The organism is Rhodonellum sp. (assembly GCF_030656585.1).
GTDB lineage: Bacteria > Bacteroidota > Bacteroidia > Cytophagales > Cyclobacteriaceae > Rhodonellum > Rhodonellum psychrophilum.
Window position 1 is genome coordinate 24,083 of the sequence record NZ_JAUSPP010000057.1, and the last position, 21,062, is coordinate 45,144.

General features: G+C 40.8%; 17 protein-coding genes. 15 read left to right on the forward strand and 2 right to left on the reverse strand.

Annotation, left to right across the window (positions count from 1 at the left end; genetic code table 11):
- Positions 1–8: 8 nt before the first annotated feature.
- Both Q7J63_RS13355 and Q7J63_RS13360 read right to left on the reverse strand, forming a co-directional pair.
- A complete protein-coding gene (locus Q7J63_RS13355; RefSeq protein ID WP_304886821.1) occupies positions 9–740 on the reverse strand; it encodes a response regulator in 732 nt (243 codons plus the stop codon).
- The gene (locus tag Q7J63_RS13360; RefSeq protein ID WP_304886823.1) at positions 740–2,683 is read right to left on the reverse strand and encodes a tetratricopeptide repeat protein; all 1,944 of its coding nucleotides are present in this window, start codon (positions 2,681–2,683) and stop codon (positions 740–742) included. Before Q7J63_RS13360 ends, Q7J63_RS13355 begins: the two co-directional genes overlap by 1 nt.
- Before the next feature lie 352 nt (positions 2,684–3,035).
- On the opposite strand from Q7J63_RS13360, the gene Q7J63_RS13365 reads away from it, so the two are divergent.
- From Q7J63_RS13365 to Q7J63_RS13435, 15 genes are all read left to right on the forward strand, one after another.
- The gene (locus Q7J63_RS13365; RefSeq protein WP_304886825.1) at positions 3,036–3,791 is read left to right on the forward strand and encodes a hypothetical protein; all 756 of its coding nucleotides are present in this window, start codon (positions 3,036–3,038) and stop codon (positions 3,789–3,791) included.
- A 327-nt stretch (positions 3,792–4,118) separates the two neighbouring features.
- Positions 4,119–4,631, forward strand: a complete 513-nt coding sequence (locus Q7J63_RS13370) for a nuclear transport factor 2 family protein (protein ID WP_304886827.1) — start codon at positions 4,119–4,121, stop codon at positions 4,629–4,631.
- A gap of 123 nt (positions 4,632–4,754) precedes the next feature.
- On the forward strand, positions 4,755–6,086 hold the full coding sequence (locus tag Q7J63_RS13375; protein WP_304886828.1) for a DUF418 domain-containing protein: 1,332 nt from the start codon (positions 4,755–4,757) through the stop codon (positions 6,084–6,086).
- Between the two features lie 431 nt (positions 6,087–6,517).
- On the forward strand, positions 6,518–8,464 hold the full coding sequence (locus tag Q7J63_RS13380) for a sensor histidine kinase (protein ID WP_304886829.1): 1,947 nt from the start codon (positions 6,518–6,520) through the stop codon (positions 8,462–8,464).
- Positions 8,465–8,848: 384 nt separating this feature from the next.
- A complete protein-coding gene (locus Q7J63_RS13385; protein WP_304886830.1) occupies positions 8,849–11,266 on the forward strand; it encodes a TonB-dependent receptor family protein in 2,418 nt (805 codons plus the stop codon).
- Positions 11,267–11,440: 174 nt separating this feature from the next.
- Positions 11,441–11,707: a hypothetical protein gene (locus tag Q7J63_RS13390; RefSeq protein ID WP_019598578.1), complete on the forward strand. Its 267-nt coding sequence runs from the start codon at positions 11,441–11,443 to the stop codon at positions 11,705–11,707.
- 146 nt (positions 11,708–11,853) lie between these two features.
- Complete coding sequence (locus Q7J63_RS13395) at positions 11,854–12,273, forward strand: RidA family protein (protein ID WP_304886833.1); 420 nt, start codon at positions 11,854–11,856, stop codon at positions 12,271–12,273.
- Positions 12,274–12,321: 48 nt separating this feature from the next.
- On the forward strand, positions 12,322–13,530 hold the full coding sequence (locus tag Q7J63_RS13400) for an acyltransferase family protein (protein WP_304886835.1): 1,209 nt from the start codon (positions 12,322–12,324) through the stop codon (positions 13,528–13,530).
- A gap of 42 nt (positions 13,531–13,572) precedes the next feature.
- Positions 13,573–13,974 (forward strand): nuclear transport factor 2 family protein, encoded by a 402-nt coding sequence (locus Q7J63_RS13405; RefSeq protein WP_304886837.1) that lies wholly within the window; start codon positions 13,573–13,575, stop codon positions 13,972–13,974.
- 91 nt (positions 13,975–14,065) lie between these two features.
- Positions 14,066–15,070, forward strand: coding sequence for an NAD(P)-dependent alcohol dehydrogenase (locus tag Q7J63_RS13410; protein WP_019598582.1), 1,005 nt, complete (start codon positions 14,066–14,068; stop codon positions 15,068–15,070).
- Between the two features lie 235 nt (positions 15,071–15,305).
- Entirely contained in the window at positions 15,306–16,307 is a 1,002-nt protein-coding gene (locus tag Q7J63_RS13415) for a c-type cytochrome (RefSeq protein WP_304886840.1), read from the forward strand.
- 160 nt (positions 16,308–16,467) lie between these two features.
- Complete coding sequence (locus tag Q7J63_RS13420) at positions 16,468–17,649, forward strand: DUF1624 domain-containing protein (protein WP_304886841.1); 1,182 nt, start codon at positions 16,468–16,470, stop codon at positions 17,647–17,649.
- Between the two features lie 78 nt (positions 17,650–17,727).
- Complete coding sequence (locus tag Q7J63_RS13425) at positions 17,728–18,783, forward strand: asparaginase (protein ID WP_026333720.1); 1,056 nt, start codon at positions 17,728–17,730, stop codon at positions 18,781–18,783.
- An 85-nt stretch (positions 18,784–18,868) separates the two neighbouring features.
- Entirely contained in the window at positions 18,869–20,203 is a 1,335-nt protein-coding gene (locus tag Q7J63_RS13430) for a M20 family metallo-hydrolase (RefSeq protein WP_304886845.1), read from the forward strand.
- 1 nt (position 20,204) lies between these two features.
- The gene (locus Q7J63_RS13435) at positions 20,205–21,026 is read left to right on the forward strand and encodes a sterol desaturase family protein (RefSeq protein WP_304886847.1); all 822 of its coding nucleotides are present in this window, start codon (positions 20,205–20,207) and stop codon (positions 21,024–21,026) included.
- Positions 21,027–21,062 lie beyond the last annotated feature (36 nt).

Genomic DNA, 21,062 nt, shown 5'->3' on the forward strand with positions numbered 1-21,062 from the left:
AAAATCCATCAGACTTTGTGGATGCGTTTGAAGAGCTGATCCTTCAAGCCCTTGCCGATGGGGATGCTCTTCTTGCCGATTTCGAGGTGGGAATCTGCAACGGCATCCAAATGGGAAATATTGACCAAAAATGACCTGTGTACTCTCAGAAAAATGTCCTTGGGCAATTTGTCGCAGAGGTGCCCCAGTGCACTGACAATCGTATAGGTCTGTTCAGGGGTCACAATTTTACAATAATTGCGCTCGGCTTCTATATAGAGGATTTCCCCAAACATCAGCTTGATCAGTTTATTCTGGTTCCTGATAAAAATACGGTCTTCCAAAAAATTCACCGCCACATCTGACTCGTTTTCCGCACCCGCTTTTTCAGAAATTTGATTCACCACCAATGCGATGGTTCTTTCCAGATTCAGCATATGAAAAGGTTTGCCAATAAAAGCATAGGGATTGGTTTTTTTGGCCTCATTGAATGTCGCCTCATCAATATTGGCGGTGAGGTAAATCAAGGGGATGGCTTTCCTTTCATGAATGGCTTTGGCGGTGGCGATGCCGTCCAATTTTCCCTTGAGCCGAATATCCATCAGGATTAAATCCGGTTCGTTTTCGAGGGCATGATGAATAGCCTCTTCTCCCCGCGTTTCTATTCCGGTCACCTCATATCCAAGTTTGCTTAGCTGCAAAGAGATATTTGCGGCGATGATCATGTCATCTTCTACGATTAATATTCTGGTTTTATACATTATGCCGCATGTTGGATATGAAATTCAAAAAACACCTGGGTACCTCCCTCCTGAATCAAATGCATCTTCCCTTCCAGCTGCCGACAAAGTAAGCCGATCAGCTGACTTCCAAATCCGGTGCCGCTGATTTGGCCATCAACATGCATACCGATACCATTGTCTGCTACTTTTAGCAATAAGCTGCCACCACTTTCCTTCATACTAATGTCGATTTCTCCAATTTTGTTTTCGGGAAAAGCATATTTCAACGCATTGGTCAAGAGTTCATTCACAATCAAACCTATCGGAATGGCTCTGTCAATGTCAAGATCGAGTGCATCCATGACACAATTGATTTTTATCCTTTCGCTGGCCCCAAAGGTTTCCAGCACATATTGACCCAGATTCAGAAAGTATTTTTTCATTTCAATGGCGGCCATGTTTTCTCCCAGATAAAGGTTCTGATGGATCAAACCCATGCTGTGGACCCGATTTTGGCTTTCAATCATGATGTTTTGAAGGCTGTCGTTCTCTATTTGTGCTGTTTGAAGGGAAAGAAGGCTGGAGATGATTTCCATGTTGTTTTTAACCCTGTGATGGATTTCTTTCAATAAAAACTCCTTCTCTTTGTTTTGCTTTTCGAGCAATTCACTGTAGGTTTTTTTCCGTAGAAATACCCGATAAAGGACTGCCAAAAAGAAAATCAGGACCGCGAACAGAATCAGAATAAATACCTGCAAAGTTTTTTGCTGATCAAGCCTGGCTTGCTGAATGTTGATGGTGGCTTCTTTTTGCGCCACATCCATTTCGGTCTGAAGCATGGCAAGCCTTTGACCGGCCTCGGCATTAAAAACTTCCTCCTGTAAATGGTGGAAAATTTTAAATGCCTCATAAGATTCAGGCAAATCGCCCTTTCCTTCATACGATTTGCTCAATGCCTTGTAGGCATGGGCAAGGTAAAATTTATCTCCAAAATCACTTTTTGCCACCTCGATGCATTCAAGCAAATATTCCAAAGCATTGTCAAATTCACCAAGCGTATTTTGCAGTTTTCCAAGGGCTAAAAATGAGCGCATGATCATAAAATCATTTTCCAGTAAGCGGGCGTATTTTAATGCTGCATTTGCGGATTGTTGCGCTTGGACAAATTGGTTCAATTCCATATACAAATCAGCCAATGCAATGAAGGTATCACTGAGATTATTGTAGAAACCGTATTTTTCCCCGATTTCAACAGATGCATTAAAATAATCCAATGCTTCATCATATCTGCCCAAAGCGATCAGGTTATTTCCCACTACGTGAAAGGTGAAATCATAATCCAGATCTTTTATCCCCCTTTTTTTGAATAATTGCAATGCTTTCAAGCCATACTCCAAACCTTTTTCAAATTTCCCCTGCTTCCAAAACAGATTGCTGAGGTCGGAATACGCCATGGCCCTACCCTTGCTATCTTGATGTTCCTCCGCTCTTTGAAGAGATTCCCCGGCGATTTCAAAGGCTTTGCTCAGGTCTCCCCTTCTTTCATAAACATAACCCAGGTTGGTATAAAGCAACCAACTTTCTTCCTCGGGAATTTTTCCCATGGCACTCCTGAGCGCCTCTTCGGCAGAATCCAATTCCTCCATGCGCAGCAACACGGCACCTTGGGAAACTTGGAATTTCCCTTCCCAATAAAGGTTTTCCAAGTCCAATGCTTCTTCCAAACCTTGATTGATAAATGCCAAAGACTTTTTGAGGTTTCGGGTATGGTAATAGTAGCCAAGATCATTCAGAATCTTCAAGCGAAGGGTCTTGTCCTTCATGTTCAAAAGTGAATTTTCCAGCACATCAAGATATTCCACCCCAAATTTATCGGTATCCACAAAAACCTCCCGGTACTTGCGATTCGCGCTCACTTCAAAAATCTGTGCGTCCAAGCCTAAAGGAATCAAAAGAACAAGACTGTAAAAAAGTATTTTCATCTATTCAACCCGTGTTATGCATTTCCAACCCTATTCCAAGCTGGAACCGCTAATGAATCAGTCTATTGTTTACCGTTTTTGACTTTACCAAATCGGTACGAAGCCCTATACACCAAATGGCCTTATTTTCTTACAGTGTCAATACCCACCGGGAACCCTACTGTATATCTATTTTTAAAGATAGGAAAATATACCATTCAGATATTCAATTTTTTACGATTTTGAAAACCTTCGGTAAGTATAATCCCAGCTTCGGACAGAAAACCACAGGATTCATCCCGAACGCTTTTTTTAATTTGAAAATCCAAGGCAAATTCAAATCAAACAAATCCAAAAAATCATGAAATCAAAAATGATAATGTTATCGAAAGGGCTTTTTAGCTTTCTGCTTTTATTTGTGACAATTCAGGAAACCCATGCCCAAGATGCCCCGAAGGGACATTTGATGAATGTAACCGAGTTAACCATCATCCCCGGGCACGACCTGCAATTTCAGGAAGGGATCAAAGCCTGGAAGAACTGCTACCTTGAAAACAAAGGTGAATGGAAGTGGAGAGTCTGGCGGAAAGATCAAGGAGAAGGCAGTGTCTATGTATTGGCCTCAGACATGGCCAATTGGGGAGATATGGATCTTACTGATGATAGCGGGAACAAATGTGCAAACCTGGCAAGACAGATGATCAATCAGCATATTGAAAAATCCAACAATCAAGTGACCCGGTTTCTTCCTGAGGTAAGTGCCAATGTAGCCATGGAAGATGAAGTCATCGGTGTCAACAGGTTTTACCTGAATATGGAAAACGGACACAAATTTTTTGCGCTTATCAAAGAGGTGGAAGCCCTGGTGGCTAAAGCGGAAGGTTCCCTTCAACATTATTGGTACTCCTGGCAAACCGCCGGACCCGGAACACCCAACTACCATGTGGTGACTCCATTTAAAAATTATGCAGCTATGGATAGCCACAAGAGTGTCTGGGCCATTATAGAAGCGTCGGTTGGAAAGGAGAAAAGGGATGAAATGCAGCAAGTTTATAGAAGCTCAGTAAAAGAAAGTGACTATTCAACCTACAAACTTATGAAGGATATCAGCCATACCGGTAAGGAATGAGCCACTCCAAGGCAAACTGATGGCAAAACAATAGGAAATCCGTGTGATGCATTGGGTTTCCTATTGGGGCTTGAAAATGCAAGAAAACCCGGCTGTTTGGAGAGCAATGCAAATCACCGATTTGGGGAAGTCAACAAACACAAATAACGGACTGACTAGGAATCCACTTCAGGTTCGAATAGCGTTGGAAATGCATAAAAAAGATTGATCAAGCGTAAGGGTTTCTCCATAAGAGATTTAGTTGAGTTGATCAAACGCCCTTATGCTTTTTTTTGACGGCGAAGCCGAAAACCGATCAGAGTAGGCAATAAAAAACAGGAAAACACGATGAAAAATTCATTCCGATTCTTAATTGCATGTTTAGGATTTTCACTATTCAGTTTTGGCTGCAGCGAACCCACGGCTGAAAAAGAATCCACATCAGTTGCCGTGGTCACAGAATCCAAGCCCGATATGGCCGCAATCAAAGCAGAAATACAGGCGATAGAAAAGGCATGGTCCGCTGCTGACAATGCAAAAGATGCAAATTCTTTAGGGGCCTTCTTGGCGAATGATGCCGTGAGTATGTCCGCCAACAGTCCAATGGCAGTTGGCAAAGCCGCAATTGTGAAGGAAATGGAATCCGGATTTGCCAGCAGACCAGCGGGGCAAACAGTTTCCTATGAGGTGTTGGACGTCTTTGGAGACGACAAATTGGTCACAGAAGTCGGGAAATCTACGCGTATGGATGCCTCGGGAAAAGTTATTTCCACCGGAAATTATATGGCAATCTGGGAAAAAAGAGATGGAAAATGGCTTTGTATCAGGGATATCGGCTACAGCAGTACCAAGGAAAATTGATTTTTCAGGGGAATTCCAAATTCTTTTTTTTGAGGGGGTATTTGCAAATCCCCCCTCCTTCTTAGGTAGAAATAGAACCTTTAAAATCAGAGTAGTCCAAAACCGGAATAATCAGGCAAACATATGAATATAACAACCAGCACTTCCCTCACCTCTATTCAAAGTACAGAACGCATCATCTCATTAGATGTCATGAGAGGAATAGTCCTTTGCGGCATCTTGTTGATGAACATCAATGGATTTGGCTTAGCTTTTGGTTACAACAACCCTTCTGTCTTAGGAGGGGATACAGGTTTGAATCTCTATACTTGGATGGTAACCAACCTTTTTTTTGAAGGAACTATGCGGGCATTGTTCTCTATGCTTTTTGGAGTAGGTATGTTTATATTTCTGGATAGACTTTTGAAAAAGGATGCTGGAATCAAGGCTTCTGATATCTATTTTCGCAGGATTACTTGGCTGCTGGTTTTTGGATTGATTCATGGGTATTTACTGCTTTGGCTAGGAGAGATTCTTTACGAGTATGCATTGATGGGATTTTTGGTTTATTCCTTTCGGAATATGGCACCAAGGAATCTAATATTTACTGCAGTACTACTTTTCAGTATTGGAACAGCATGGAATTATAATGACTACCGAACAGACCATGAATGGTTCGGCAAGGTTCAACAAGCTGAGATGTCCCTTGTTTCAGGTCAGGAACTTTCAAAGGAATTAACAGAAGCCAAGGATTCATGGGATAAAAGAGAAGCTAAAAATTCACCGGAAGCCACTGGGGAATATATGAAGGAAATGCAGAAGGGATATTTTTCGGTAGTCAAGCACCTCGCTCCCATCATGTACGATTTCAATGTCAATGGCCCATATAGAGGAGGACTTTGGGACGTATTGAGTATGATGTTGATCGGCATAGCACTTTTTAGATGGGGACTGCTCTCAGGCGAAAAACCTTCCTTTCCTTATTGGCTGATGGTGGGAATTGGTTATCCCATTGGAATTGCAATCAACTATTATGAGATGCAACTGATTTTAGATGCTAATTTTTCCACCCTTTCATTTAGTCAGTCCAATATTACTTACTACTGGGGAAGAATTTTTGTGGCCATGGGACATGTAGGATTGATCATGCTTTTTTGCAAAACCCCCATCTTTGGATGGCTGAAAACATCTCTTGCTGCAGTCGGCAAAATGGCGCTGACCAATTACCTGATGCATTCTGTGATCTGTATGTTTGTTTTCACCGGAGTTGGCTTTGGCCTCTTTGGTCGATTGGAACGCTTCGAATTATTGTATGTGGTTTTCTCTATCTGGATTTTCCAGCTGATTGCCAGTCCAATCTGGTTAAAGTATTTCCATTTTGGCCCTATGGAGTGGGTTTGGAGAAGTTTGAGTTACCGGAAAAAGCCAGCGTTTAGGAAAGAGACAGGGAAATTGGTCAGCGTGCCGGTGGCTTAAAAGAAATTCAGATGGACTAGCTGGTTTTCATTCAAGAAATAAATTTAAGTATTCAAAGGGTAAAACAATCCCTTCGTTCTTCTATGGTGTCAATTAAATAATCCCTATAAAGATTAATTTATAGATAGATGGTTTTCCCACTTTTACTCCTTAAAGTTCATAAAATTAAACCTGTTGCCCACCAGGTAATAGTTCTTGAACAGCATTTCCGGATGTCTCAAATTCTCCTGTTTTTTTTAACTGGAAATGTTTTGGTTATAAAAAATTCAAAATTTTGTACATCTTTAAGAAATGGCCAAATGCTAGAGTTTTGGGAACTTATAAAAATCCTTGAAAAGTTTACTATGGAGCTTATCAAATTCCCGGTTAAGGGAAAGTAAATCCAACATTAATTTCTTTGATACATGAAGCGGATAACATCATAAACTCTAATGAAAATCTCCTTTTTTTTCTTTCTTTTTTTCTTATTTACCACAACTTTTGCTCAAAATCTTTCACCTGAGCAAGTTGCTGATTTGAGTGAAACTTATCGGGAGAAGGCATTGTGGTTTCGGGAAATGCCACATTTTAACCGTGACAGTACCGTTTTTTACCTTGATACCGCTGCTGCCTTACTCCATAATAGTAGGCCCATTCAATATGAACGTTTGGCAAATTTGTATAGGGATATTACCGATAGGGCCAATCGGTCCCATAACTTTATAGTGGTGGATTCTCTCGCTCCTATCGGCTGGTCTTATTATGAAAAAATTCCCGACGACCAAAAAGATAATATTTTGGGTTATAATTTGTTGATCAATTGGGCTCTGATAAAAATAATTAGGGGAGAACCAAAACCTGGGCTAGAACTTTTTGTAAAAGCATTGGATTTGCTCAAAGATGATAAACGACCGGAGATTCAGCTAAAAATTTTAAAAGATAAGGGTAGGTTTTATTACCAATATGGCTTGGCAGAAGAAGAAGAAATAGGCATTCAATACTTGAAGGAGAGTATGATCGGCTATCAAAAATCAGATTATCCTGAAAAGTATGAAAGCCTTGTCATTGCATACAAACTATTGTCTTACCATTTCGAAAATTCAAATCCCGATTCGACAGATTATTATATGAATCGACTGAAAGAGCTTTTACCCCAAATCACCAATCCATTTCATCACACTTGGTATTATTATTCGATGGGTAATAACCTGATTAAAAGAAATAAATCTGACGAAGCACAATCATATCTGTTAAAAACCATACGACTATTGGAGGAATATAACCTGACTACGATAGATGTATATCAATTTGCACATTCCAGTTTGGGTGACATTGCCAAGGAAGAAGGCAGGTATGATGATGCAATTGACTATTATCAAAAAGCCAAGAATTCGTCTATTGAAATCAACACAAAATCAAATACAGCCTATTTTATCAGCAAATTATATAGTGTTTATGAGCAAATGGGCGACTTCAAAAAAGCACTTGAACACTACATTGAGTATTCTGAAGCTGACAATATTATCGAAGTAGAAAGAAACGAAAGAAGCCTTCGTGAAAGTGAATTGCAGTTGAATCTAGTCCAACAAGAGAAAGCGCTTGCCGTAAAAAAACAACAACAATACATTTACATAGTGGTCTTGTTCCTTGGCACTTTTATGCTTGGACTTTTATACCGGAATTACAGACTGAAACAAAAGAGTAATCAGAAACTGGAAGTACTGAATGAAGAATTAGCCCATAAAAATGATTTGCTTGATAAACGCAATGCAGAATATGAATTGCTTTTGAAGGAAATTCATCACCGGGTGAAAAATAACCTGGAAATCGTTTCGAGTTTATTGGAATTACAATCCTCACAGATACAAGACCCTTCGGTGCAGGCAGCCATGCTTTCCAGCCAAAACCGGGTTCACTCCATGGGAATTATTCACCAAAAACTCTATCAAGGTGAGAATTTGGCCTCCATCGAAATGCGGGATTATTTTATCAATTTGGGAGAAAATATTTTAGATTCCTTCAATGCCAGTGGTAAAATCAAAGTGGAGTGTAATATGTCGAAATTAATACTTGATGTAGATACGGCAATTTCTATTGGATTGATTACCAATGAATTAATTACAAATTCGGTAAAATATGCATTTGAAGGAAAAGATTCGGGAACGATAAAAATCAGTTTAAGCTCCATTGCCAATGAAGAGGAAAAAAAGGAAGTTGAACTAAAACTTATCGTCACTGATGATGGGATTGGGAAAGTCGCCGATCAACCTTCAAAAGGCACAGGTTTTGGTACGCAGCTCATTGCGCTTTTGACAAGGCAATTGGATGGGGAATTGACTTATGAAAATAACAATGGGACAGTTGTTTCTTTACTTTTTAAAAAAGCGAACATAGCTTAATTTAATATTGAAAATCATATAAGTTTTGACCTGCCCAAATCCTGTCCCTGAAAGACGGGCAGGCCTTTTTCCGATTCGGTTTGAAAAGCAAGTTGCTGCACAACCAAGTCCCAAAACTCAACCTTTTTAGGCTTGTATTTTATTTAGGCATTTTAATTTTTTCCCTTACATTATAAATAGACATTCCTATTCAATTCCTTGTTTGGCTTAGGATTTTAGAGATGACTTGAATATCCCCACTTTCTATTTTTCATTGGAAAAATAAATTCCAGTAGTCGGACAGAAAAACCATCCTTTCGTCCTTGCTCATGATTATTTCAATCTGATTATCAGGATATTTCTATTTGAGAGTTATAGATTTTTAAATTTTACCTAAACCATGCCATGAAGAAATTACTTTTGCCCGTTCTATTTTTCTTGTTGATTTCCACGGCCTTTTCCCAGGGAATTATTCAGGGGAAGGTTCATGATTCACAAGCCAAAGAGATGTCATTTGCCAATGTGTTGCTTTGGAATAAGCCTGATTCCGCTATGGTGAAGGGGGTTGTTTCCGATGAATCCGGAAGCTATATTTTTACAGAAATACCTAAAGGAGAATATTATGTGGAAGTACATATCCTGGGATATGCCAAAACCCATTCACCGGTGTTCAGTTTTTTGGGAACAGAAAAGAATAATCTGGCAACAATCATTTTGGTTCAGGAAGACACCAATCTCGAGGAAGTGACTGTAACTGCAACCCGGCCCTTTTTTGAGCTGGTGCAGGGGAAAATGGTAGTCAATGTAGCCAACAGTATTTCCGCTGCCGGCTTGTCGGTCATAGATGTACTGGACAGGTCTCCCGGAGTCATGGTCAACAGGCAGAGTAATTCCCTCTCTGTTTTGGGGAAAAACGGGGTGGTTATCCTGATGAACGGACATAGGTTCAGGATGCCGATGGAGGCCGCCTATCAGATGCTGGCAGGTCTGAACTCGAGTGACGTCGAAAAGATAGAAATTATCACAGTCCCCCCAGCCAACTATGATGCGGACGGTGATGCGGGTTTCATCAATATCGTGATGAAAAAAGACAATGCGATGATAGGCACCAATGGTATCCTGACCATAGGCCAGGGCTATGGATCGGGATATAATGGCAATATGAGCTTCAGCCTCAACCATCAGGGTCCCAAATTCAGTTGGTTTGGGATTTTGTCCTCGACTTATGTAGATCAGGAGGCTGAATGGGAAGCCTTTAGAGGCAACAACAATGGATTTGAAAACATTGGAATTGATACTTACACAGACCGGTTTTCCACCAGAAAATCCATCAATTACCAGGCGGGATTTGATTATAAATTAACAACCAATACCATAATCAGTGGTTTGCTCAGTGGCTATAATAACCGTTGGGATATGACAGCACCAACTATTACCAATTCCAATTATTCCATCTCCCCGGATACCCTTGTCACGATGACAACGGTAGAAGTCAATAAATGGAGCCATATCATGGGCAATATCAATCTTCAACATACTTTTAAAAACGGGCAGGTCCTCAGTACCAACGTGGATTACCTGACCTATAAAAATTCCAACCCCTCCTGGTACACCATCATGAATTACAATGAATCCAATGATTTGATCGGTTCGGAGGAATTCAGGATAACCAAAGACACTCCCATTGACCTTTGGGTAGCAGACATGAACCATTCTATGAAAATTGGGAAATCAGTAGCTGTGGAATCAGGTGTCAGGGCTACTTTTTCAAAATTCACCAATACCGTGGTCTTCGAAGAGAAATTTGGATCAGATTGGTTGATTGATTCAAAATTCACAAATGATGCCCTCCTCAATGAAGATATATTGGCAGCTTTTTCCACAGCAAAAATTGAATTAGATGAAAAAACCACCTTAAATGCAGGGCTAAGGTACGAGAACACAAAAACCAACCTGACCACTGTTTCCGGAGAGAAAATCGTTGACAGGAATTACGGGGATTTCTTTCCAACGGCATTTTTATCCAGAAAAATCAATGCCGACAACTTGGTTCAGGTGTCATACGGCCGCAGGATTACCCGCCCTACTTTCAATCAGATGGCACCTTTTGTGTTTTTTTCTGACCCTTTTACCTTTTTCGCCGGAAATGAAAATATACTACCGACCTATACCAACACTTTCAAAACAGATTATTCCTACAAGAGTATGATCTTCTTTGTGCAGTACAGCACCGATAAGAATGTAATCGCTTCCTTTCAGCCTTCTCTTGATGAAGAGACCAATACCGTATTCCTTAGAACGGAAAATCTTGACCAAAGGAAGACCGTTTCCATGATGGTCGCTTTTCCCTTAAAAATAACTTCCTGGTGGGAAACCCAAAACAATTTCACGGCAAATTATCAAAGAGTCAATTCAGATCTGAATGGAGAGGTTTATGAAGTTGACCAAAAAGGGATTCAAGTGGTGCTTACCAATACTTTTACCCTTCCCAAAAAATACACCATTGAGTTGATGGGGTATTATATTTCGCCTACTATCAACGGCTATTTCAATTGGCTTTCAAGGGGCTTTGTGAACCTGGGCATCCAAAAAGACTTTGAAAAATCCGGAATATTGCGGGTTTCCTGCAATGATATTTTTGAAACCAGTCAATTGCGATGGAGGTCATTTGAGGGTGCTGAATTGGAATTTTCTGGCAGGTTCAAGTTTGAAAAAAGAGTATTTATGGCCACCTACACCTATAAGTTTGGAAACAGCAAAATCAAGGGAACCAGGGACAGAAAAGTAGGCTCCCAAGAAGAACAGAGAAGGGTGACCAATTGATCATTTTTTCCTTGGGAAAATAAAACCATGCCTTGGGACAGAAATACAGCTGCTTTGTCCCTACTGGGTTTTAACCCATAAAATTAAAAGGTAGCTTTTCTTTTATAACACGAACAAGTTTTGAGGGAACCCTAACCCTATAAAGGCAGGCACAACCATTTAAATATCAACATCATGGCAACAGTAGTAACGAGACACAAAGTCGGGGATGCAAAGGCTTGGATTGCGGGTCATCAGGATCGCTTGGACCTTTTTGCTCCGGCAATAACAAGTTATAAGGCTTTTCAGGATATGGACGACCCCAATTCGGTCGTGTTGGTCATCGAGGTGACCGATCTGGAATTGTTAGGCTCCATCATCAATGATCCTAAAAATCAGGGAATCAAAGACAAGCACACGGTATTGGAACCGATAACCATGTCTATGGAAATTATTTATTAAAACTGCTACTGCCAAAAGCGTGCTGGCAAAAATGTCTGCATAAGTGCCCTCGGCAATAGCGACCCAAAAGAAAATTAAAATCAAGAAGCAGGAGGTTTTCTAAGGGTCACCCCTCATTTTTCAAAAATGGATTAAACAAATAGAAAATGAATCCTACCAAACCAACCCAAACAGAAAAACCCGAATATTTCAGCCTAAGACCTGAAGTGGAAAAAGCCTACGGATACAGCCATGCCGTGAAGATTGGAAACAGCATCAAAGTTTCCGGCGCGGTCAGCATGGATGATGAAGGAGGTCCCACAGCGGTGGGTGACTTTCTCCAACAGATGAAAAACTGTTATTCCGATCTGGACCAAGTGCTGAAACACTATGGATGCAGCTTTGACGATGTAGTGGTAGAGAATGTTTTTACCACGGATATGCCTGCCTTTTTGGAACATGCCGGCTACAGAAACACCATCTATACCAAGCATTTCCCAACAGGGTCTTGGCTGGAAGTCAAAGGTCTGGCCTTGCCGGAATTTTTGATAGAAATCGAATTGGAGGTGCATGTAAGCCATGAATAATTTCTAGAAGATAACATGACCAAAAATTTCACTTAATGAATAGACGAAATGAAAATAGAAGCGCATAAAACCGAACGCTTGCACTCACTTGACTCATTGAGGGCCATCATGATGCTATTGGGTTTAGTCATACATTCAACAATTACTTATGCCATTACAGATTATGGTGCTGCTTGGCCATTAAAAGATCCTAACTCAACTCATCTCTCAAATGATTTTATCGTTGATTTCATTCATGCTTTTAGGATGCAAATATTTTTTGTTGTTTCCGGCTTTTTTGGTGCTATGCTATTTTATGAAAGAACTCCCATGAAAATGGTGAAAAACAGGGTGGATAGAATCGTTCTTCCTTTTATTGTATTTGTGCTCTTACTTTGGCCTACTATATTTTTTGCCTTTAGGTATTCCGGATTAGTATTTAGTGGAAATCCCGATGCCTTGACAATAGTAATTTCCCGTTTTTCAGATTGGAATACTTTTGTTCCACCGAGAACATTTCATTTATGGTTTTTATACTATCTGGCGATGATTACATTTTTCGTAGTGGTCTTAGCGCTGGTAGCTAAAAGAATCCCTGTGGCAACGGGTACAATTTCGAAAGTTTTTAACTGGGCGATTCAAAAACCCATATTACGGATCCTGGTATTTGCTGGAATTTCAGCAATTGTGTATTTTATCATGGGTACTTCGCAAGTAAACACTTCGACTTCATTCATACCTGACTTTAACACTTTCCTCTATTATTTTGTCTTTTATACCGTAGGTTGGATTTTATTCAAATCCAAACACCTTTTGGATACATTTAAAAAGTATGATTGGATGAATACCATTTTGGGTATCATCTTGTTTTCAATATTGTTTTTTATGAATGCATCTTTTGGTCTTGAAGCTAAAATTATTTTGAAATCCATTATGTTATGGTTATTTATTTTCGGAATCACAGGCCTGTTTATTAGATATGGGAGCAATCACTCCGCGAGAATGCGCTATATATCGGATTCATCCTATTGGGTTTATTTAATTCATTTACCATTCACTGCATTTATCCCAAGTCTTATCGTGGATTGGCCCATACCAGCCACATTGAAATTTTTGTTTGTCTTGATCAGTACAGGAGTGATATGTTATGTAAGCTATCATTACCTGGTGAGAGGGACATTTATCGGGAAGTTTCTGAATGGAAGGAAATATTCAAGAAAGATAGCTGATATAAGGCAAGCTCAGGAAGCGGCACAAGTAGCACTAGCAAGAAATTAACAAACAAAAAACTCACATATAAACCCTTAAAAGAACATTAAAATGGAAAACAAGAACATGTCTATCATAGATGGACTTTACAAAGCATTTGCTGCCGGTGATATCCCGACAGTTCTTGGCAGTATGGATTCCAAAATAGTTTGGAATGAAGCAGAAGGAAACACCTATGCCGATGGCAACCCTTATATAGGACCAGAAGCGGTATTGAATGGCGTTTTTGGCCGGATAATGCAGGACCATGAGTATTTTAATTTGGAGGATATCGAACTGCACGAGATGCTCAATGATAAAGTGTTGGCCACTTTGCGCTATGATGCCAAACACAAAAACGGGAACAGTTACAATGCTCAAGTAGCACATTTCTGGACACTGAAAGACGGTAAAGTGTTGGCTTTTCAACAGTACGTGGATACCAAAAAACTGCACGAGGCTTTAATGAACTAATGGAAAGCGAAGCATTCTTTTGAATCCAATTCCTAAAGTTTGATTTTCAATAATCGACAACAGTTTGCCACACCATAACCGCAGGAAAAACATGAAAGTATCAGCATTTTCGGCCAAAGGCCCACAACAAAAATTACAGTCCTTTTCCTATGAAATGGGAGAGCTGGGACCTGAACAAGTCGATATCCGGGTGATCAACTGCGGAATCTGCCACTCAGATCTCAGCATGATGAACAATGATTGGGGAATGACTGCCTACCCCATTGTTCCTGGACATGAGATCATTGGTGAGGTTATCGCAGCAGGCAATGCCGTCAAAAACATTAAAGTCGGGGACAAAGTCGGTGTGGGATGGTTCTCCGGATCTTGCATGTCCTGCCATGAGTGTATGGATGGCGCCCATCATCTCTGCTCCGCTGCCGAGTATACCATTGGTGGCAGACATGGTGGCTTTGCAGACTATGTTCGAAGCCATTGGTCCTGGGCAATTCCACTGCCGGAAGGTATCGATTTGGACAAGGCAGGCCCTCTACTCTGCGGGGGAATCACCGTATTCAATCCCATCATTTTGGCCGGAGTCAAAGCCACAGACAAAGTCGGCGTCATTGGCATCGGAGGCTTGGGTCATATGGCACTCAAATTCCTAAACAAATGGGGTTGTGAAGTCATTGCTTTTAGCTCCAATCCTGACAAAAAGAAGTCTATTATGGAAATGGGAGCCACGCAGGTTATTGATTCCACCAATCCCGAAGAATTGGCCAAAATCGCAGGGAGTCTGAACTTTATTCTGAACACGGCCAATGTTACCCTGGATTGGAATTCCTATTTGGTTGCATTGGCTCCCAAAGGAAAATTCCACAATGTCGGTGCAGTCTTGGAGCCAATGGCTATTCCTGCATTTACATTGCTTACAGGAGAAAAATCAGTTGCCGGAAGTCCCCTCGGAAGCCCGGCCTTGACACGAACCATGTTGGAATTCTGCGTACGGCACGACATTTATCCGATTACAGAAGAATTCCCCATGTCAAAGGTGAATGAAGCCATAGAACATCTGGAATCCGGAAAAGCCCGTTTCCGAATCGTATTGAAAAACTAGAGGTGACAAAAATACCTAGGATGAACCAAGTTTAAAAAATAAAGGAAAGCCAAAAATCGATTCAGCATGAATAAACACCTTTAAAATCACTGAATTTTTTTCATTTTAATATATAATTTTGTTTTTATCATAACAGCAATTATAATATACTTTTTAACATGTTTTTTTTATAGATTGATTCTGATTTTAAATGCGATTTTGACTCCATTTGTACAACCACAAACGAGATAGCAAAATGGTGAAGAAAATTATTTTAAGCGTATTCATCCTGCTAATTGTAGCGGTAGGGGGATTGGTGATTTTTGTTCAACTGAACTGGGATAAAAAATATGATTATCCCTATCCCAATCTTCAGGTCAGTAATGACCCGGAAGTAATTGAAAGAGGTAAGTATCTCGTTCATGGCCCTGCACATTGTTCCAATTGTCATGTGGGCAGTGTTGCGGAAATGATAGCAGCTGATGCCGGAGAAAACATCCCCTTAAAAGGCGGGGCATCATTCCCCTTGGGACCTATAGGCACCATTTATCCGAGAAATCTGACACCCGACCCAAGCACAGGGATTGGAAGATACTCCGATGCGGAAATCTTCAGAATGATGCGCCATGCAGTGAAGCCTGATGGAACGGCAACTTTATCCGTCCTCATGCCTTTTTGGGACATGGCCGATGAAGACCTGATCGCAGTGGTCTCCTATTTGAGAACCTTGGCTCCAGTCAATAATGTGGTTCCCGATAATGATTGGACCTTTATGGGCAAGGCTGTGCGGGTGATGGCTTCTTCCTTTCAGCCGATAGAAAATCCCAAACCCTACCCCAAAGCTCCTCCAATGGCAGCGACCATTGAGCGGGGCAAATACCTTTCCCGGTATGTGGCCAATTGTGTGGGTTGTCATACCGCAAGGGATCCCATGACTTTTGAAGCCATAGGGCCGGAATATGGTGGCGGGATGGAATTTGAGCCTTGGCCTGAATTTGCCTTGGCTGTAGGAGGAGATCCTGAAATATGGACGCGTACTCCCAATATCACCCCACATCCCAACAGTGCCCTATCGAAATTCAAAACAGTGGAGGAATGGAAAGCACGTTTTCGTCAGGGAAGAATTATCAACATCTCCCAAATGCACTGGGGCCCTTTTTCCAGAATGACAGATGAGGATTTGGAAGCGCTATACCTCTACCTTTCAAGCTTGGAACCACAGGATTATGATCCGGGTGAGTTGATGTTTAAAAAATAAGAGCGAATTTAATTTTAGACAATCTAATATTTAGAAAAAAAACAAGTATGATTTTAACCAACAATTGGACGATGACCGCATGGTCACTGTCAATATCCTTTAAATTTTTAACCAGGGAAAATCTATTTTTTTCAGATCATAAAATTTTTCAAAAACCCTGATGACATCAATTCCCATTTCCAACAATAGAATCTCCTCCCTTGATTTAGTCAAAGGGCTGGCCATGATCATCATGGCGCTGGACCATACGCGGGATTATGTGCATGCTCAGGCTTTTTTGTTTGATCCTGCTGATCCGACTCAGACGACTTTGGCGATCTTCTTTACCCGATGGGTCACCCACTTCTGTGCCCCGGCTTTTAGTTTATTGGCAGGTATGTCTGCCTTTATGGTAGGAAAGAGAAAACCTAAAAATGAATTGTCAGGATTTCTTTTAAAAAGGGGAATTTGGTTGGTAATTATTGAGTTGACCCTTGTAAATTTTGGTTGGCTTTTTGATTTCAGTTATGGTACTCTACTCTTACAGGTGATTTGGTCTTTGGGAATCAGCATGATCGCTTTGGCGGGATTGGTGTATCTCCCACGAAACATCCTCCTGGTTTTCAGCCTTATCCTGATTTTTGGGCATAACCTTCTTGATACCATCAGTTTGGACGAGTCCATAGTATGGGCTTTATTTCATCAACTTAATATTTTCAACTTATCCGACAGTTTGATGTTGGTGGTCGGTTATCCCATTATCCCTTGGGTGGCAGTGATGTCCTTGGGCTATTGCCTTGGCTCTTTTTATGATCGTTCTGTAGATCCTGTTAAAAGAAGGGAAACATTCAACTTTATCGGGATTTCGGCAATTGTCTTGTTTGTGATTTTGAGGGGAAGCAATGTATATGGCGATCCCATCGCTTTCGAACAATTTGGATCATTTTCCAAAAACCTTGTGTCCTTCCTGAATCCTACTAAGTACCCGCCCTCCCTCTTATTTCTGTTGATGACCTTAGGCGGGACATTGCTGCTTTTGGCCAACTCCGAAAAATGGAAAGGCAAAGCGGTAGATTTCATCTGTACCTTTGGTAGGGTTCCTTTCTTTTTCTATATCATCCACATTTACCTTATCCATTTGATCGCCATTGGTTTGGCGGCAATGACAGGCTATAGCTGGGAAAAAAATATGGTTATGGCGGCTTGGGGAATAATTGAAAATCCACTTCCGGGGTATGGATTTCCGCTTTGGGTAGTGTATTTGGTTTGGATATCGGTGATCTTATTGCTGTATCCTATTTGCAAAAAGTTTGATAGGTATAAAATGGGCAATAAGGATAAATGGTGGTTGAGTTATTTTTGATTTGGTTGCAAATCAAATTAAAAGCCTACGGCAATTATTTCAGAATTGCCTCTATTTCAATCATGAAAAAAAATACAGATGAAAAAATTGTTATTGATCCTTTTTTGCTTCAGCTTAATTAATTGTGCCAAATCACAAAATTTACCACGTGTGATTATACTTTCAACAGGTGGTACTATCGCAGGAGAACAGCCTAATACTGATCAAGCAGGTTACATCTCTGGCAAAATCCCAATAGAAGAATTACTGAAGAATATCCCTTCCATCACTCAAAAAACAACTGTTCAGGGAGAGCAAATATCCGCTATAGGAAGTAATTATATGACCGTGGATATATGGCTCAAACTAGCGAGACGTATCAATGAAATATTTGCCAACAATGAAGCGGACGGTATTGTCATTACACACGGCACAGATACACAGGAAGAAACAGCCTATTTTCTAAGCCTTACCGTAAATTCGGACAAGCCGGTGGTTTTAACAGGCTCGATGCGGCCGGCGACCGCATTAAGCAGTGATGGGTCCAAAAATTTATATGATGCGATTGTCGTGGCCATTGATCCCAATAGCAAAGAAAAGGGCATTATGGTGTCCTTTAATGAAAAAATTTATAGTGCCAAAAATGTGGTCAAGATAAATACTACTAGTACCAATGCATTTGCATCTCCCAATATTGGTCCGATAGGAGAAGTATATGATGGCAAAGTTACTTTCAATATCCAATCCCATAAAAGGAATTCGGATTTTATGCCATTTGATATCAGTAAAATTGATTCTTTACCTAAAGTAGAAATAGTATATGCGTATGCAGATGCGTCCAATATTGCTATTGACGCTCTAATCAATGCCAATACCCCGGGAATTATAATAGCTGGTACAGGGGGAGGAAGTTTCAGCAAAGCTATTTTAGAATCTGCGCAAAATGCAACCAAGAAAAATATAATGGTAGTCCGGTCCTCAAGAGTAGTTTCAGGAAAAGTTCACAGCGTATATATTGGGGATTTTGAAGATGCAAAAAATGGAACTATTGCATCTGATGACCTTAATCCCCAAAAAGCAAGAATACTTCTGATGCTTGCCTTAACCATCACACAGGACAAGGATAAAATTCAGGAAATGTTTTTGACCTATTGATTTTTAATGACAAAATTCATCCAAATTAGATTTAAAGATCAATAATTCATTTGCACACATCAGTTTTAACGAAATATCAAGAAATATGAAATCACTAATCCTTTCAATCTCCTTTTTGCTGTTTAGCCTTTCCGTTATGGCCCAGGTCAGCTTCTCGACTGACCCCATCAAAGTCAATGAACAACGCATCGAGAAGAGGATTTTTGAACTGGCAGCCTTTGGCAAGAATGAGAAAGGAGAACCTTTTCGGGTTGCTTACAGCCAGGGGGATATTGAAGGCAGGGCTTACTTTATGGATCTGATGCGAAAAGCAGGCTTGGAGGTGCATGTTGATTATGCAGGCAATATCATTGGAAAAAGAGCCGGTAAAGATCCCTCCAAAAAACCCATTGCTTTTGGTTCTCATATAGACATGGTACCGAACGGTGGAAATTATGACGGAGCCTATGGTTCCATCACCGCATTGGAAATCATCGAAGTCCTCAATGAAAATAAGATCATTACGAATCATCCCCTCGAAGTCATTATTTTCCAAAATGAAGAAGGGGGATTGGTTGGAAGCAGGGCGCTGACCGGAAATATAAACAAAGCCGCTTTGTCCCAAAGAAGTGCCAGTGGCCTAACCCTTGAAGAAGGAATCCGGGCCATCGGTGGCGATCCGAAAAGATTGGATGAAGTGGTCCGAAAAAAAGGCGATTTAACTGCTTTTCTGGAGATTCATATTGAACAAAGCAAGGTCTTGGAAAGCCAAGGCATCGATGTGGCTATTGTGGAAGGAATAGTAGGCATTGAGGATTGGGACATTACGATAGTAGGAATGGCCAATCATGCCGGAAGCACGCCCATGAATGACCGACAGGATGCACTGATCGCAGCTTCCAGATTGGTGCTGGCAGTCAATGAAGTGGTCAACAGCTATGAAGGTGCCCAAGTCGGCAGTGTGGGTAAGATATCTGTGCCCTCTGGTGCACCCAATGTAATTCCCGGAAAAGTAGAAATGAGCCTACAAATGCGGGACCTATCGGCAGAAAAGATCATGAAAATGTTTGTTGATATTGAAAGGCGTGCGGAACAGATCGCCAAAGAAACCAATACCCAAATTCAATTTGAAAACCTGAACCTCGGTACTACCCCAACCTTTGCCAGTCAGGAAATGCAGGATAAAATGATGGAAGCGGCCAATGCTCTTGGCATTTCCAATATCAAAATGCAGAGTGGTGCCGGACATGATGTGCAGGAAATGGCAGCTTTGGGCCCAATTGGTTTGGTGTTTATCCCGAGCAAGGACGGCATCAGCCACAATCCCAAAGAATATTCATCACCCAAAGAAATGGCCAATGGGGCCAATGTGATGCTGCATACGGTGTTGTTATTGGATAAAAGTTTAACTGAAAAAGATATCGGAATTCAATTAAAATAACATGATGAAAGCCATTGAATACCTCCTCAGCATCGACCTCAATTACATCGCAATCGGGTTGATAGCCGTATTTTTCACCTTGGAACATCTCCTCAGTACTCAATTTTCCTTCACGGACAGAGGAAAGCATTTTTGGAACAGCTTCCTGTTCCAAATTGTATTCCTGATTGGAAATATATTTTGGGCAATCGCCTTTGTCTTCTGCATAGAATGGCTCAATCAAAAAGAAATCGGATTGTTTTTTCTGATTGAAATCCCAGTTTGGTTGAAGTTAATCTTGGGCGTGATGCTCCTGGATTTGGCTACCTATTGGTTTCACAGGATTTCCCATCTCGTTCCACTTATTTGGCGATTTCATCGAGTTCACCACAGTGATACGACGATGGACTCTTCCAGCTATTTCCGCTCTCACCCTATTGAGGTACTGTTCTGGTTTGGAAGTGCTCCAATATTGATGTCGGCTATTTTCGGATTCGATTTATTGACCATAGGGATGTATTTTTTGGTGGCAACTCCTTTTCTGGTCATCGAGCACTCCAATCTCTCCTTCCCTTCATGGTTGGACAAAACCATAGGATTGGTTTTCACTACACCCAACCTGCACAAGATCCACCAGGATCAATATTATACGGACTCCAATTTTGCCGACATATTTATCCTTTGGGACAGAATTTTCGGCACATTCAAATACAAACCTGCCGAAGAAGTCAAGCTTGGATTGGTAGAGTTTGATGAACCAAAGAAGCAGACTTTTTGGTATCTCATCAGGAGTCCGTTTATCAATATTGAGAAGATTGAAAAGGAAAGAAAAGAGAATTATTGAAATAGAGTAGTCTTTTTGGGTTCATTTTGGTAAATA

Excerpts from the sequence above, each read along its gene's own strand:
- Q7J63_RS13400 (WP_304886835.1), top strand. The coding sequence starts at position 12,322 with ATGAAAATAGAAGCGCATAAAACCGAACGCTTGCACTCACTTGACTCA.
- Q7J63_RS13390 (WP_019598578.1), top strand. The coding sequence starts at position 11,441 with ATGGCAACAGTAGTAACGAGACACAAAGTCGGGGATGCAAAGGCTTGG.
- Q7J63_RS13355 (WP_304886821.1), bottom strand. The coding sequence starts at position 740 with ATGTATAAAACCAGAATATTAATCGTAGAAGATGACATGATCATCGCC.
- Q7J63_RS13380 (WP_304886829.1), top strand. The coding sequence starts at position 6,518 with ATGAAAATCTCCTTTTTTTTCTTTCTTTTTTTCTTATTTACCACAACT.
- Q7J63_RS13370 (WP_304886827.1), top strand. The coding sequence starts at position 4,119 with ATGAAAAATTCATTCCGATTCTTAATTGCATGTTTAGGATTTTCACTA.
- Q7J63_RS13410 (WP_019598582.1), top strand. The coding sequence starts at position 14,066 with ATGAAAGTATCAGCATTTTCGGCCAAAGGCCCACAACAAAAATTACAG.
- Q7J63_RS13415 (WP_304886840.1), top strand. The coding sequence starts at position 15,306 with ATGGTGAAGAAAATTATTTTAAGCGTATTCATCCTGCTAATTGTAGCG.
- Q7J63_RS13395 (WP_304886833.1), top strand. The coding sequence starts at position 11,854 with ATGAATCCTACCAAACCAACCCAAACAGAAAAACCCGAATATTTCAGC.
- Q7J63_RS13385 (WP_304886830.1), top strand. The coding sequence starts at position 8,849 with ATGAAGAAATTACTTTTGCCCGTTCTATTTTTCTTGTTGATTTCCACG.
- Q7J63_RS13430 (WP_304886845.1), top strand. The coding sequence starts at position 18,869 with ATGAAATCACTAATCCTTTCAATCTCCTTTTTGCTGTTTAGCCTTTCC.
- Q7J63_RS13365 (WP_304886825.1), top strand. The coding sequence starts at position 3,036 with ATGATAATGTTATCGAAAGGGCTTTTTAGCTTTCTGCTTTTATTTGTG.
- Q7J63_RS13375 (WP_304886828.1), top strand. The coding sequence starts at position 4,755 with ATGAATATAACAACCAGCACTTCCCTCACCTCTATTCAAAGTACAGAA.
- Q7J63_RS13360 (WP_304886823.1), bottom strand. The coding sequence starts at position 2,683 with ATGAAAATACTTTTTTACAGTCTTGTTCTTTTGATTCCTTTAGGCTTG.
- Q7J63_RS13420 (WP_304886841.1), top strand. The coding sequence starts at position 16,468 with ATGACATCAATTCCCATTTCCAACAATAGAATCTCCTCCCTTGATTTA.
- Q7J63_RS13435 (WP_304886847.1), top strand. The coding sequence starts at position 20,205 with ATGATGAAAGCCATTGAATACCTCCTCAGCATCGACCTCAATTACATC.
- Q7J63_RS13425 (WP_026333720.1), top strand. The coding sequence starts at position 17,728 with ATGAAAAAATTGTTATTGATCCTTTTTTGCTTCAGCTTAATTAATTGT.
- Q7J63_RS13405 (WP_304886837.1), top strand. The coding sequence starts at position 13,573 with ATGGAAAACAAGAACATGTCTATCATAGATGGACTTTACAAAGCATTT.